The organism is Leptotrichia sp. oral taxon 498 (assembly GCF_002240055.1).
In the GTDB taxonomy this organism is placed as follows: Bacteria; Fusobacteriota; Fusobacteriia; order Fusobacteriales; family Leptotrichiaceae; genus Leptotrichia; species Leptotrichia rugosa.
This window is the reverse complement of sequence record NZ_CP016753.1, coordinates 613,191-626,259: the sequence shown is the minus strand read 5'-3', so window position 1 is coordinate 626,259 and position 13,069 is coordinate 613,191. Positions and strand designations below refer to the sequence as shown.

18 protein-coding genes are annotated in these 13,069 nt (G+C 32.2%); all 18 read left to right on the top strand.

Going from position 1 to position 13,069, the window contains the following annotated elements; genetic code table 11:
- Nucleotides 1–19: 19 nt before the first annotated feature.
- Nucleotides 20–766, top strand: coding sequence for a hypothetical protein (locus tag BCB68_RS02950; protein ID WP_094079465.1), 747 nt, complete (start codon nucleotides 20–22; stop codon nucleotides 764–766).
- Between the two features lie 39 nt (nucleotides 767–805).
- Nucleotides 806–1,090: a hypothetical protein gene (locus BCB68_RS02945; RefSeq protein WP_094079464.1), complete on the top strand. Its 285-nt coding sequence runs from the start codon at nucleotides 806–808 to the stop codon at nucleotides 1,088–1,090.
- Nucleotides 1,091–1,181: 91 nt separating this feature from the next.
- Nucleotides 1,182–1,595, top strand: a complete 414-nt coding sequence (locus BCB68_RS02940) for a DUF2721 domain-containing protein (protein ID WP_094079463.1) — start codon at nucleotides 1,182–1,184, stop codon at nucleotides 1,593–1,595.
- A 150-nt stretch (nucleotides 1,596–1,745) separates the two neighbouring features.
- Entirely contained in the window at nucleotides 1,746–2,432 is a 687-nt protein-coding gene (gpmA, locus tag BCB68_RS02935; RefSeq protein ID WP_094079462.1) for a 2,3-diphosphoglycerate-dependent phosphoglycerate mutase, read from the top strand.
- 133 nt (nucleotides 2,433–2,565) lie between these two features.
- Nucleotides 2,566–3,012, top strand: coding sequence for a DUF333 domain-containing protein (locus BCB68_RS02930; RefSeq protein WP_094079461.1), 447 nt, complete (start codon nucleotides 2,566–2,568; stop codon nucleotides 3,010–3,012).
- 96 nt (nucleotides 3,013–3,108) lie between these two features.
- Nucleotides 3,109–3,822, top strand: a complete 714-nt coding sequence (locus BCB68_RS02925; protein WP_094079460.1) for an N-acetylmuramoyl-L-alanine amidase family protein — start codon at nucleotides 3,109–3,111, stop codon at nucleotides 3,820–3,822.
- 423 nt (nucleotides 3,823–4,245) lie between these two features.
- On the top strand, nucleotides 4,246–4,626 hold the full coding sequence (rpsL, locus tag BCB68_RS02920; protein ID WP_068155792.1) for a 30S ribosomal protein S12: 381 nt from the start codon (nucleotides 4,246–4,248) through the stop codon (nucleotides 4,624–4,626).
- Between the two features lie 33 nt (nucleotides 4,627–4,659).
- Complete coding sequence (gene rpsG, locus BCB68_RS02915; protein WP_094079459.1) at nucleotides 4,660–5,130, top strand: 30S ribosomal protein S7; 471 nt, start codon at nucleotides 4,660–4,662, stop codon at nucleotides 5,128–5,130.
- 115 nt (nucleotides 5,131–5,245) lie between these two features.
- On the top strand, nucleotides 5,246–7,330 hold the full coding sequence (fusA, locus tag BCB68_RS02910) for an elongation factor G (protein WP_094079458.1): 2,085 nt from the start codon (nucleotides 5,246–5,248) through the stop codon (nucleotides 7,328–7,330).
- 75 nt (nucleotides 7,331–7,405) lie between these two features.
- A complete protein-coding gene (tuf, locus tag BCB68_RS02905; protein ID WP_094079457.1) occupies nucleotides 7,406–8,587 on the top strand; it encodes an elongation factor Tu in 1,182 nt (393 codons plus the stop codon).
- 127 nt (nucleotides 8,588–8,714) lie between these two features.
- Nucleotides 8,715–9,020, top strand: coding sequence for a 30S ribosomal protein S10 (gene rpsJ / locus BCB68_RS02900; RefSeq protein ID WP_068158281.1), 306 nt, complete (start codon nucleotides 8,715–8,717; stop codon nucleotides 9,018–9,020).
- A gap of 55 nt (nucleotides 9,021–9,075) precedes the next feature.
- Nucleotides 9,076–9,702 (top strand): 50S ribosomal protein L3, encoded by a 627-nt coding sequence (gene rplC / locus BCB68_RS02895; RefSeq protein ID WP_094079456.1) that lies wholly within the window; start codon nucleotides 9,076–9,078, stop codon nucleotides 9,700–9,702.
- 26 nt (nucleotides 9,703–9,728) lie between these two features.
- Entirely contained in the window at nucleotides 9,729–10,373 is a 645-nt protein-coding gene (rplD, locus tag BCB68_RS02890) for a 50S ribosomal protein L4 (RefSeq protein WP_094079455.1), read from the top strand.
- The gene (gene rplW, locus BCB68_RS02885) at nucleotides 10,373–10,657 is read left to right on the top strand and encodes a 50S ribosomal protein L23 (RefSeq protein WP_094079454.1); all 285 of its coding nucleotides are present in this window, start codon (nucleotides 10,373–10,375) and stop codon (nucleotides 10,655–10,657) included. Before rplD ends, rplW begins: the two co-directional genes overlap by 1 nt.
- A gap of 150 nt (nucleotides 10,658–10,807) precedes the next feature.
- Complete coding sequence (rplB, locus tag BCB68_RS02880; RefSeq protein ID WP_094079453.1) at nucleotides 10,808–11,635, top strand: 50S ribosomal protein L2; 828 nt, start codon at nucleotides 10,808–10,810, stop codon at nucleotides 11,633–11,635.
- Between the two features lie 109 nt (nucleotides 11,636–11,744).
- Nucleotides 11,745–12,017, top strand: coding sequence for a 30S ribosomal protein S19 (gene rpsS / locus BCB68_RS02875; RefSeq protein ID WP_094079452.1), 273 nt, complete (start codon nucleotides 11,745–11,747; stop codon nucleotides 12,015–12,017).
- A gap of 26 nt (nucleotides 12,018–12,043) precedes the next feature.
- Nucleotides 12,044–12,385: a 50S ribosomal protein L22 gene (gene rplV / locus BCB68_RS02870; RefSeq protein ID WP_094079451.1), complete on the top strand. Its 342-nt coding sequence runs from the start codon at nucleotides 12,044–12,046 to the stop codon at nucleotides 12,383–12,385.
- 27 nt (nucleotides 12,386–12,412) lie between these two features.
- Entirely contained in the window at nucleotides 12,413–13,069 is a 657-nt protein-coding gene (gene rpsC / locus BCB68_RS02865) for a 30S ribosomal protein S3 (RefSeq protein ID WP_068155814.1), read from the top strand.

The following is a 13,069-nucleotide window of genomic DNA, read 5'->3' as shown; positions in this document are numbered from 1 at the left end:
TAATTTTGGAGGAATTTATATGAAAAAATTAACTTTGACGGTACTGCATAAATTGCCAAATCGTGTCAGATTTAAAGTTTCACACAGAATAATTGATACCAAAAAATTTTTTGAGACAATAAAAATCGGGACAAAAAATATAGCCTTGCGATATAATCGGACTATAAAGACATTGCTTGTAACTTTTGAGCCAGAGGAAATTTTAATTGATGAAGTAATTTATCGAACTGCAACAGCGCTATCAGTCGAGCACGAAATGACTTCAGTAAAGTTGGTGGAAGATTTTGAAGAAAAATCAATAGATTCGTTGTCTGTGTATTCTGGAGCGGCAATACTTCTTTCCTTTTTATATGGACTGGGAAAAAGTAAAATTGAAAAACTGCAGCTGGATATAAATAACTTTGCGGCAGGACTGACAACGGCAGCAATTATAGAACACGCCTATATGGAAACACAGCGAAAAGGATTTTTTGATATAGAAATATTACCTGCCTTGTACTTGCTTAAATCCTATATGGCAAATAGATCAGTTGTAGCTATAGCGCTTATGTGGTTTACAACTTTTGGACGGCATCTTGTATTAAACAATTTTTCAAATAAGGAAGTGAGAATTTATCGATTAAAAGCAGATAACGGCAAATTTCATTATGTCGTGGATGTAAAAGATGATAATTCTATCGAAAATTTGAGCGACTTAATAGACCACATATTTTTTAATAACAAAACGGGAAATGAGTCAGATGACAAATATATAGCTTTAAAATAAAAAAATTAAAAATAATAAATAAAATTTGGAGGTAAAAATATGATAAAATTTGGAAGTGTAAAAAAAGAACATTTAGTAGGAGCGGCAATTGGAGTGGGAACAGTTGCAGCAGGTTATTACTTGTATAAAAAAAATCAAAGTAAAGTTGACAGTTTTTTAAGAAAACAGGGAATAAATATAAAAACATCTTCCCAAGCGGCTTATGACAATATGAATCTTGAAGAATTAATGACTACAAAAGAACATCTTGAAGATTTGATTGCTGAAAAAGAATTATCTACAAATACAACTATTTCAGAAGCAGCTGTGGAAGTCACAAAATAGTATAATTGTATTTTTAAGCGAGGACAAATTTAAAAAGTCCTTGCGTTTTTATTTCATTTAAAAAAATGGATTTCAGAGGATGGTGAAATATATGACTTTGGAAATAACTACACCAGCAGTGCTATTTCCCACTGTATCTCTTCTATTGCTTGCGTACACAAATAGATTTTTGGCGCTTACATCAATTGTTAGGCGGATGGATTCAAGTGGAGAAGTAGAGCATGAGTTTTATCAAGTGAAAAATCTGAGAAAAAGACTTAATTATATAAAAAAAATGCAGTATTTTGGAGTTTCAAGTCTGCTTATGTGTGCTGTTTCAATGTTATTTTTATTTTTTCAGATAGATTTTATTGGAAAAATAAGTTTTGCGATAAGTCTTGTGTTACTTGTAATTTCACTGCTATTTTCGCTTTTGGAAATACAGATTTCGCTTGAAGCATTGAGAATTCACTTGAATTATAGTGAAAACGAAAGTAATGAAGATGAAGGTAAAAATAAAAAATAAATTATTTGCTTTTTATAAAAAATTTTTCGATATTATTTGAATAAATTGAAAAAATTTGATATAATTGAAATGAAAAATAGTTTATCCATCAAATCTAAGTTTTGTTAAATATTGTTTTTTATAATTTAGATAAAAATTAAAGGAGGATTTATGAAATTAGTATTAATCAGACATGGTGAAAGCCAATGGAACTTGGAAAACAAATTTACAGGTTGGAAAGATGTAGATTTGAGTTCAAAAGGAGTTGAAGAAGCAAAAGCTGGAGGAAAAGCATTAAAAGAAATGGGATTAGTTTTCGATGTTGCTTATACATCATATTTAAAAAGAGCCATCAAAACTTTAAATTATGTTTTAGAAGAATTGGATGAATTGTATCTTCCAGTTTACAAATCTTGGAGACTTAATGAACGTCATTACGGTGCATTACAAGGATTGAACAAAGCTGAAACTGCTAAAAAATATGGAGATGAACAAGTGCTTATCTGGAGAAGAAGTTTTGATGTTGCACCACCTGCAATTGACAAATCAAGTGAATATTATCCAAAATCAGACAGAAGATACGCAGATTTAACTGATGAAGAAGCACCACTTGGAGAAAGCTTGAAGGATACAATCGCAAGAGTGTTACCTTACTGGCATTCAGATATTTCAAAAAGTTTGCAAGAAGGAAAAAATGTTATTGTAGCAGCTCACGGAAACAGCTTGAGAGCTTTAATAAAATATTTGTTAAATATTTCAGATGAAGATATTTTGAAATTGAATTTAACAACTGGAAAACCTTTAATTTTTGAAATAGACAAAGATTTAAATGTAGTTTCATCACCAGATTCGTTCTAACTTGGAATAAATAATTTTTTTGAAAAATAAAGTTTCTAGTTCTTGCCTTATTATAATTAGAAAATAATATTAAAGTAAAGCAAAGTGCTGTGCTAAAAAATTAATCTGAAAATTATAATTAAAAGGAGAAAAAATGAGAAATTTAAAAGCGTTAGTAAGTGTAGCAATGATTGCCATTTCTATGACGGGAGTTGCTGCAACAAAAAGTAATGCAGTTAAAAGAAATACAAAAAAAGATAGAGAGCCTGCAGTAGGAATGGAAAATCCAGCTTCTGTTTATTGCACTAAAAATGGTGGAAAATCAATTATTGTAAAAGGTAAAGGTGGAGAATATGGAGTTTGCCAACTAAAAGATGGAACAGCAGTAGAAGAATGGGAATATTACAGAGAAAATAATAAAGATGAAAATAAAGAACCTGAAAAAATAATTGGAACTCCAAATCCAGCTTCAGTTTTCTGCGAAAAGCACGGTGGAAAATCTATCAATGTAAAAGATAAAAATGGAAATGAAACAGGGAAATGCCAATTTAAAGATGGTACGAAAGTTGATGAATGGAATTATTACAGGGAAAATAATTAAGATTTAAAAAATCATTATTAAAAAAAGACAGTCAAGCAAAGATTTTAGTAAAACTTGTTTGACTGTATTTTTTAAAAAATTTTGGAGGAAATAGAAATGTTTAAAGGAATAAAAGGAATATTGTATTTAGTGATGATGGGACTTTTGGCGACAGCGCCATTAAATGCGGCAGAGGCTAATAAAAGTTTAGTTTGTATTGATCCGGGACATCAATTAAAAGGAAACTCGGGACTTGAACCTGTAGCGCCAGGTTCGAAAGTTAGAAAAGTAAAGGTTTCATCTGGAACAAGAGGAGTTGCAACTAAAAAAAATGAATATGAATTGACGCTTGAAGTTGGATTAAAATTAAGAGATGCGCTAAAAGCAAAGGGATACCCTGTTTATATGATAAGAGAAACACATGACGTGAATATAAGTAACAAAGAAAGAGCGGAAAAAGCAAACAGCATGGGATGTGAAGCCTACATCAGAATACATGCCGATGGAATAAATAATTCGAGTACAAACGGAGTATCAGTATTGACTGCTTCAGCAAAAAATCCATACACAAAAAACGTACAGCGTCCGAGTGAAAAATTGTCAAGAGATATTTTATCTGAATATGTAAAAGCGACAGGTGCTAAAAACAGAGGAATTTCATACAGAGATGACTTAACAGGGACAAACTGGTCAAAAGTTCCAACTACATTAATAGAATTAGGATTTATGTCAAATCCTGCAGAAGATAGAAAAATGGCAACGCAAGAATATCAAGATAAAATGGTGACAGGAATTGTAAACGGAATAGAAAAATATTTTAGAGAAAAATAAAGATATAACTTTATTTGAAACTTAAAAAAATAATTTTAAATTATTTTTTTACAATAAACTTTAAAGAGCTAAGCTAAAAAAACTATTGTTTACCCTTGACAAAAGGACTTTTTTAGTATAAAATGTCTTTTGTGAAATGTTACAAAATAAAATTGTGACATGTCTTCAGGATTGAGCCTCCGGTGTGCCTGATATTAAATATTAGGAAGAGCTTTCCGTTATAACTCATAAACTAAATCATTAAAAATATTTTTAATATTTTTATAGAGTGAATTTAGAAGTAAGTTGCTACATTTAAAATAAATGTACACCTATGTTTTTTGGACATAAACTGAAGAAATGAGCTTTATTTGAAAAAAGTTTTAGTTTTGAAAATAACGACAGAATATATATAAATTAAAGAAATTTGAGAGGAGGAAAAAGATGCCTACTATTAATCAATTAGTAAGATTTGGTAGAAGTACAACTGAAAAAAAGAAAAAATCACCTGCATTAAAAGGTAATCCACAAAAAAGAGGGGTTTGTGTAAGAGTATATACAACTACACCTAAAAAACCAAACTCAGCGTTAAGAAAAGTAGCAAGGGTTAAATTAGTAAATGGAATTGAAGTAACTGCTTATATTCCAGGAATCGGACACAACTTACAAGAACACAGTATCGTTCTTTTAAGAGGAGGAAGAACAAAAGATTTGCCAGGGGTTAGATATAAAATAATCAGAGGAGCATTGGATACAGCAGGAGTTGTAAACAGAAAACAGGGTAGATCAAGATACGGTGCAAAAAAACCGGCAGCAGCTAAATAATTAAATTTTTTGAAAAAGTAAGGAGGACAAATAGTGTCAAGAAGAAGAAGAGCGGAAAAAAGAGATGTTTTGCCTGATTCGCAATACAATGATAAAGTAGTAACTAAATTCATAAATGGATTAATGAAAGACGGGAAAAAATCATTAGCAGAAAGTATTTTTTATACAGCATTAAACGAAATTAAGGAAGAAACTAACGAAGAGGGAATCGAAGTATTCAGAAGAGCAATGGAAAATGTTAGACCTCAATTGGAAGTTAGATCAAGAAGAATCGGAGGAGCTACTTACCAAGTACCAGTTGAAGTTAGAAAAGAAAGACAACAAACTTTAGCAATCAGATGGTTAGTTAGATACACAAGAGAAAGAAAAGAGTACGGAATGGTAGCTAAACTAAAGAAAGAATTAATTGCAGCCGCTAACAACGAAGGTGGATCAATTAAGAAAAAAGAAGATACTTATAAAATGGCAGAAGCAAATAGAGCGTTCGCACATTATAAATGGTAATTTTCATATAAAAAATCTCTTGATATAGCAGATTTAAGAGAGCTTTTAAAAGTTTTTGTAAAAAAATTTTTTGTTTGGTCAAAAGACTGTTAATAAATTAAGGAGGAAAACTTAAATGGCAAGAAAAGTTGCTTTGAAAGATACCAGAAATATTGGTATCATGGCTCATATTGATGCCGGAAAAACAACTACTACTGAAAGAATTTTATTCTATACAGGAGTTAACCATAAAATTGGAGAGGTTCACGAAGGAGCCGCTACAATGGATTATATGGAACAAGAACAAGAAAGAGGAATCACAATTACATCAGCAGCAACAACTGCATTTTGGAATAAACACAGAATCAATATCATAGATACACCAGGACACGTTGACTTTACTGTAGAAGTAGAAAGATCATTAAGAGTATTAGATGGCTCAGTTGCTGTGTTCTCTGCGGTTGATGGAGTGCAACCGCAATCTGAAACTGTTTGGAGACAAGCGGATAAGTATAATGTGCCAAGAATGGCATTTTTAAACAAAATGGACAGAGTCGGTGCAGATTTTGATATGTGTGTAAATGATATTAAAGAAAAATTAGGTGGAAATGGTGTACCTATTCAATTACCAATTGGAGCTGAAGATGATTTTGAAGGAATCATTGACTTGGTAACAATGAAAGAATATTTGTTTAAAGATGAAACTATGGGTGCAGATTACGATATTACTGAAATCAGAGCAGAATTAGCTGAAAAAGCTGAAGAAGCAAGAGAACATATGATCGAATCTGTAGTTGAAACTGATGATGAATTAATGGAAAAGTACTTCGGTGGAGAAGAAATTACAGAAGAAGAAATCAAAAAAGCATTAAGAACTGCTACAATTGAAGGAACAGTTGTACCTGTATTATGTGGAACAGCATTTAAAAACAAAGGAATTCAACCATTACTTGACGCAATCGTTGCTTATATGCCATCACCAGTTGACATCAACGAAGGAAAAGTAAAAGGAACAGATCCTAAAACTGAAGAACCAATGGAAAGAGAAATTAGCGATGACGCTCCATTCTCGGCATTGGCATTCAAAATCATTACAGATCCATTTGTTGGAAGATTATCATTCTTCAGAGTTTATTCAGGGGTTTTAGAAAAAGGTTCTTATGTATTAAACTCAACTAAAGGTAAAAAAGAAAGAATGGGAAGATTACTTCAGATGCATGCTAATAAGAGAGAGGAACTTGATATAGTTTATTCTGGAGATATTGCAGCTGCAGTTGGATTGAAAGATACTACAACTGGAGATACATTGTGTGATGAAAATGCTCCAATTATTCTAGAAAAAATGGAATTCCCTGATACAGTTATTCAAATAGCTGTTGAACCAAAAACAAAAGCTGACCAAGAAAAAATGGGAACAGCGCTTTCAAAACTTGCTGAAGAAGATCCGACATTTAAAGTTACAACTAATCAGGAAACTGGTCAAACATTGATTTCAGGAATGGGAGAATTACATTTGGAAATCATTGTAGACAGAATGAAGAGAGAATTTAAAGTTGAAGCAAATGTAGGTAAACCACAAGTTGCATACAGAGAAACAATCAATGGTGCAGCAGATGTTGAAGAAAAATATGCTAAACAATCAGGAGGACGTGGACAATATGGACATGTTAAGATGAAAGTTGAAGCAAATCCAGATAAAGGTTATGAATTTATTAACCAGATTACAGGAGGAGCTATTCCAAGAGAATATATTCCAGCTGTAGACAAAGGTATTCAGGAAGCACTAGAAGCAGGAGTAGTTGCTGGATACCCAGTTCAAGATGTAAAAGTTACATTATACGACGGATCTTACCACGAAGTCGATTCATCAGAAATGGCGTTTAAAATTGCTGGATCAATGGCAATCAAAAAAGCTCTAAGAGCTGCAAATCCAGTATTATTGGAGCCAATTTTTAAAGTGGAAGTTACAACACCAGAAGAATATATGGGAGATGTAATCGGAGATTTAAATGCAAGACGTGGACAAGTTTCAGGAATGACTGACAGAAATAATGCAAAAATTATTGATGCACAAGTACCATTAGCTCAAATGTTTGGATATGCAACTGACTTAAGATCAAAAACTCAAGGAAGAGCTTCATATTCAATGGAATTTGAAAAATATGTAGAAGTGCCTAAAAATATTGCACAACAAGTTATTGATGAAAGACAAGGAAAGTAAAGTAAAACAAAACAAAATAAATAAAAGAAAAAAATTAAAAGAAATCTAAAAAAAATATGGAGGAAAAAGAGAAAGATGGCAAAAGCTAAATTTGAGAGAAGTAAACCACACGTAAACATAGGAACAATTGGTCACGTTGACCACGGAAAGACAACAACAGCAGCAATTTCAAAAGTATTATCTGAAAAAGGATTAGCTGAAAAAGTTGATTTTGAAAACATTGACCAAGCTCCTGAAGAAAGAGAAAGAGGAATCACAATTAACACAGCTCATATTGAGTACGAAACTGCAAAAAGACACTATGCTCACGTAGACTGCCCAGGACACGCGGATTATGTAAAAAACATGATCACAGGAGCGGCTCAAATGGATGGAGCTATCCTAGTAGTATCGGCAGCTGACGGTCCAATGCCTCAGACAAGAGAACACATCTTGCTTGCAAGACAAGTAGGTGTACCTTATATCGTAGTATACTTGAATAAAGTAGATATGGTAGACGACGAAGAATTACTAGAACTAGTAGAAATGGAAGTAAGAGAATTATTAAATGAATACGGATTCCCTGGAGACGATGTACCAGTAATCAAAGGATCTTCATTAGGAGCATTAAATGGGGAACAAAAATGGGTAGACGCAATAATGGAACTAATGGATGCAGTGGATGATTACATTCCAACACCAGAAAGACCAGTTGATCAGCCATTCCTTATGCCAATTGAAGATGTGTTCACAATTACAGGAAGAGGGACAGTAGTAACAGGAAGAGTAGAAAGAGGAGTAGTAAAAGTTGGGGAAGAAGTAGAAATCGTAGGAATCAAGCCAACTTCAAAAACAACAGTAACAGGAGTAGAAATGTTCAGAAAATTATTGGATTCAGGACAAGCTGGAGATAATATAGGAGCATTGTTAAGAGGAACTAAGAAGGAAGAAGTGGAAAGAGGACAAGTACTTGCAAAACCAGGAACAATCACTCCACATACAGGATTCAAGTCAGAAGTATATGTACTTACAAAAGATGAAGGAGGAAGACATACTCCATTCTTCACAGGATACAAACCACAGTTCTATTTCAGAACAACTGACATTACAGGAGAAGTAAACCTGCCAGAAGGTGTAGAAATGGTAATGCCTGGAGATAACATTGAAATGACAGTGGAATTGATTCACCCAATTGCAATGGAAGAAGGACTAAGATTTGCGATAAGAGAAGGTGGAAGAACAGTAGCTTCAGGAGTTGTTGCAACTATTACTAAATAATTGATTAATTTAATAAAATAAAATTTCAAAGGACTGGGAGAAATATTTTCTTATTCCTTTGGAATCCAATAATAAAAAAAGATTTTGTAACTTTGAAAAGTGTTTTATAAAAATAGGAGGAAAAAAATTGGATAAATTAAGAATATATCTTCAATCTTACGATCATAAATTGTTAGACCAATCTGCTAAAAAAATTGCAGAAGTAGCTAAAAAGAATGGTTCACAATTAGCAGGACCACTTCCGTTGCCTACAAAAATCAAAAAATATACAGTTTTAAGATCTGTTCATGTGAACAAAGATTCAAGAGAACAATTTGAAATGAGAATTCATAGAAGATTTGTAGAAATTAAAAACTCTAATCAACAAATCGTAAATGCGTTGGCATCATTGAACTTACCATCAGGTGTGGGAGTTGAAATTAAGCAATCGTAAGCTTAGTACAAGTTGGGGTAAACTCAACCAATATATTAAGGAGGAAAAGTAAAAAATGATATTAGGAAAAAAAGTCGGAATGACTCAAATTTTTGAAAATGAACAATTAATCCCAGTTACAGTAATTGAAGCTGGAACAAACTTTGTAACACAAATCAAGACAGTTGAAAAAGAAGGATATAACGCTATAACTTTAGCATATGGAGATAAAAAAGAAAAAAATACAACTAAACCAGAATTAGGAGTTTTCAAAAAAGCTGGAATTACTCCAAAAAGATTCTTAAGAGAATTTAAAGTTGAAAATCCACAAGAATTTTCATTGGGACAAGAAATTAAATTAGATGTTTTAGAAGGAATTGAATTTATTGATATTACAGGAACTTCAAAAGGTAAAGGAACTGCTGGAGTTATGAAAAGACATAACTTTGGTGGAAACAGAGCTTCACACGGGGTTTCGAGAAACCATAGACTTGGAGGATCAAATGCCGGGGGTGCCGCTTCAAACAGTAATGTACCTAAAGGTAAAAAAATGGCTGGAAGATTGGGAGCTGAAAAAGTTACAGTTCAAAACTTGCAGGTTGTTAAATTTGATGTAGAAAATAACCTTTTATTAGTAAAAGGTGCGGTTCCAGGACCTAAAAACGGATTTTTAATAATAAAAAAAGCAGTAAAAAAATATTAATTAAGTAGGAAAGAGAGGAGGATAAAATGCCAGTTTTAAACATATACAAATTAGACGGTTCACAAGCAGGAACTGTAGAAGTAAACAACGAAATTTTTGGAATTGAACCAAATAAAAATGTAATGCACGAAGTTTTAGTTGCAGAATTAGCGGAAGCTAGACAAGGAACTGCATCAACAAAAACTAGAGCAGAAGTAAGAGGTGGAGGAAGAAAACCCTTCAGACAAAAAGGAACAGGAAGAGCTAGACAAGGGTCAACAAGAGCGCCACACATGGTAGGTGGAGGAGTTACTCACGGACCAAAACCAAGAAGTTATGCTAAAAAAGTTAATAAGAAAGTTAGAAAATTAGCTTTAAAATCTGCATTAGCTACAAAAATTAACGAAGGAAATGTAATTGTATTGGATGATTTCACATTAGAAACACCAAAAACTAAAACATTTATAAACTTTGCAAAAGCTTTAAATTTTGATGGATTGAAGCAATTATTCGTAGTAAGTTTTGATTCAGAAAACTTTGATAGAGATTATTCTGTAGAACTATCTACTAGAAATATTGAAAAAGTTACTACAATTAGTACGAGAGAATTAAATATTTACTGGTTAATTAAACAAGATAAAGTAGTTCTTACAAAAGAAGCACTAGCAACTATCGAGGAGGTGTTAGCGTAATGCATATTACTGATATAATCAAAAAACCTGTAATTAATACAGAAAAAGCAAGAACTTTATTAGAAAACAATGAATATGTTTTTATCGTAGATAAAAGAGCAAACAAAATCCAAATAAAAGAAGCTGTAGAAAAATTATTTAATGTAAAAGTTAAAGGTGTAAATACATTGAACATTAAACCAAAATCTGAAAGATTTAGAATGTCTATGTATAAAACTCCAGCTATTAAAAAAGCAATTGTTAAATTAAAAGATGGAGAAACTATCTCAGCTTACGAAGGATAAAAAGATTTAAAATAATTTTTAAAAAATAAAATTTTAAATAAATAAAAATTTTATAATTTTTTTGTGGAAATTATTTTAAAAAAATGTTATAATACATACAATATTTAAAAAATTTAGAGAAATTATAAAAGAAAAGAGGTAAAAAAAGTTATGCCAATTAAAAAGTTAAAACCAATAACTAGTGGGACAAGGCATATGTCGATATTAGTTAATAATGAATTAGATAAAGTAAGACCTGAAAAATCTTTAGTTGAGCCATTAAATTCTTCATATGGAATTGACAACTACGGACATAGAACAGGAAGAAACAGACATAAAGGACATAAAAGATTATATAGAGTAATCGACTGGAAAAGAAATAAAATTGGAGTGCCTGCAAAAGTTGCGACTCTTGAATATGATCCAAACAGAACTGCAAACATTGCATTGTTACACTATGTTGATGGAGAAAAAAGATATATCTTAGCTCCAAACGGATTGAAAAAAGGTGATACAGTAATAGCTGGAGAAAATGTTGATATCAAACCGGGAAATGCTTTGAAATTGAAAAATTTACCAATTGGGACTGTAATTCACAATGTAGAACTTATGCCTGGTAAAGGTGGACAGTTGGCAAGATCTGCAGGAACAGCTGCAAGACTTGTTGCAAAAGAAGGAACTTACTGCCACGTAGAATTACCATCAGGAGAATTAAGATTAATTCACAAAGAATGTATGGCGACAATTGGAACAGTAGGGAATTCTGAACATTCATTGGTATCATTAGGTAAAGCCGGAAGAAATAGACACTTAGGAAGAAAACCTCATGTTAGAGGGTCAGTAATGAACCCTGTGGATCACCCACATGGAGGAGGAGAAGGAAGATCTCCAATAGGTAGAAAATCGCCAGTTACACCTTGGGGTAAACCAACTCTTGGGAAGAAAACTAGAGGTAAAAAACCTAGTGATAAATTTATTGTTAGAAGAAGAAAAAAATAGTATTATAATGATATTAGATGAAAATGTTGCTTAACGCATCTGAAATATTATTTTATGGTGTGTAAGCGTCATTTTTATGAGTTTAGAAAATTTGATAAAGGAGGAAAGAATGGCTCGTTCATTAAAAAAAGGACCTTTTGTTGATGCATATTTATTAGAAAAAGTTGAAGCATTAGGAGAAAAAAAACAAGTTATTAAAACATGGTCAAGAAGATCAACTATATTCCCTCAATTTATCGGACACACATTTGCTGTGTACAATGGTAAAAAACATATACCTGTATATGTAACTGAGGAAATGGTAGGACATAAGTTAGGTGAATTTGCACCAACTAGAACTTTCTATGGACACGGAAAAGATGCAAAAAAAGCTAAAAAATAAGTAAATTAACGAAAGGAGGCCTTTAAATGGCAGTAGTAGCTAAATTAAAATACCAAAGATTAAGTCCTCAAAAAGCAAGATTAGTTGCTGATATAGTAAGAGGGAAAAATGCACTGCAAGCATTAAATATATTAAAATTTACAAATAAAAAAGCGGCAAAATATATAGAAAAAACTTTAAGATCAGCAATTGCAAATGCTGAACATAACAATAATATGGATCCTGATAAATTATTTGTTTCAAAAATCTTAATTGACAAAGGACCTGTATTAAAAAGAATCAGCCCAAGAGCAATGGGAAGAGCAGATGTTATAAGAAAACCAACTGCTCATATAACAGTTGAAGTTGATGAAAGACAAGAAGGATAATTTTAGACAAATAAAGGAGGTAAGTCTGTGGGACAAAAAGTAGATCCTAGGGGGATGAGATTGGGAATCACAAGAACTTGGGATTCAAAATGGTTCGCTGAAGGAAAAGAATATTTAAATAACTTTCATGAAGATTTAAAAATAAAAGAATATATCAAAAAAAATTATTACCATGCGGGAATTTCTTCTATTCAAATAGAGAGAACATCGCCTACTGAAGTAGGGGTTATCGTTGAAACTGGGAAAGCGGGAATTTTAATTGGTAGAAAAGGTCAAGAAATTGAAACTTTAAAAATAAAATTAGAAAAGTTGACTGGTAAAAAAGTACAGATCAAAGTTCAAGAAATTAAAAACCCAAATAAAGATGCACAGTTAGTGGCTGAAAGCATTGCGACAGCAATTGAAAAAAGGGTTGCTTACAAAAGAGCGGTTCAACAAGCTATTCAAAGAGCTGAAAAAGCTGGAATTAAAGGAATTAAAGTTATGGTATCTGGAAGATTAAATGGTGCCGAAATTGCGAGAAGTGAATGGACACTTTCAGGAAGAGTACCATTACATACTTTAAGAGCAGATGTTGATTATGCAACAGCGACAGCGCATACTACATATGGAGCATTAGGATTGAAAGTATGGATTTTCAATGGTGAAGTTCTTTCTACTACGAAGGAAGGAGGAGAAAAATAA

Bases quoted from the DNA above. Each gene is read 5' to 3' on its own strand.
- tuf (WP_094079457.1), top strand. From the start codon at position 7,406: ATGGCAAAAGCTAAATTTGAGAGAAGTAAACCACACGTAAACATAGGA.
- rplD (WP_094079455.1), top strand. From the start codon at position 9,729: ATGCCAGTTTTAAACATATACAAATTAGACGGTTCACAAGCAGGAACT.
- rpsL (WP_068155792.1), top strand. From the start codon at position 4,246: ATGCCTACTATTAATCAATTAGTAAGATTTGGTAGAAGTACAACTGAA.
- rpsS (WP_094079452.1), top strand. From the start codon at position 11,745: ATGGCTCGTTCATTAAAAAAAGGACCTTTTGTTGATGCATATTTATTA.
- rplB (WP_094079453.1), top strand. From the start codon at position 10,808: ATGCCAATTAAAAAGTTAAAACCAATAACTAGTGGGACAAGGCATATG.
- BCB68_RS02950 (WP_094079465.1), top strand. From the start codon at position 20: ATGAAAAAATTAACTTTGACGGTACTGCATAAATTGCCAAATCGTGTC.
- BCB68_RS02945 (WP_094079464.1), top strand. From the start codon at position 806: ATGATAAAATTTGGAAGTGTAAAAAAAGAACATTTAGTAGGAGCGGCA.
- BCB68_RS02930 (WP_094079461.1), top strand. From the start codon at position 2,566: ATGAGAAATTTAAAAGCGTTAGTAAGTGTAGCAATGATTGCCATTTCT.
- rplV (WP_094079451.1), top strand. From the start codon at position 12,044: ATGGCAGTAGTAGCTAAATTAAAATACCAAAGATTAAGTCCTCAAAAA.
- BCB68_RS02940 (WP_094079463.1), top strand. From the start codon at position 1,182: ATGACTTTGGAAATAACTACACCAGCAGTGCTATTTCCCACTGTATCT.
- gpmA (WP_094079462.1), top strand. From the start codon at position 1,746: ATGAAATTAGTATTAATCAGACATGGTGAAAGCCAATGGAACTTGGAA.
- rplW (WP_094079454.1), top strand. From the start codon at position 10,373: ATGCATATTACTGATATAATCAAAAAACCTGTAATTAATACAGAAAAA.
- rplC (WP_094079456.1), top strand. From the start codon at position 9,076: ATGATATTAGGAAAAAAAGTCGGAATGACTCAAATTTTTGAAAATGAA.
- fusA (WP_094079458.1), top strand. From the start codon at position 5,246: ATGGCAAGAAAAGTTGCTTTGAAAGATACCAGAAATATTGGTATCATG.
- BCB68_RS02925 (WP_094079460.1), top strand. From the start codon at position 3,109: ATGTTTAAAGGAATAAAAGGAATATTGTATTTAGTGATGATGGGACTT.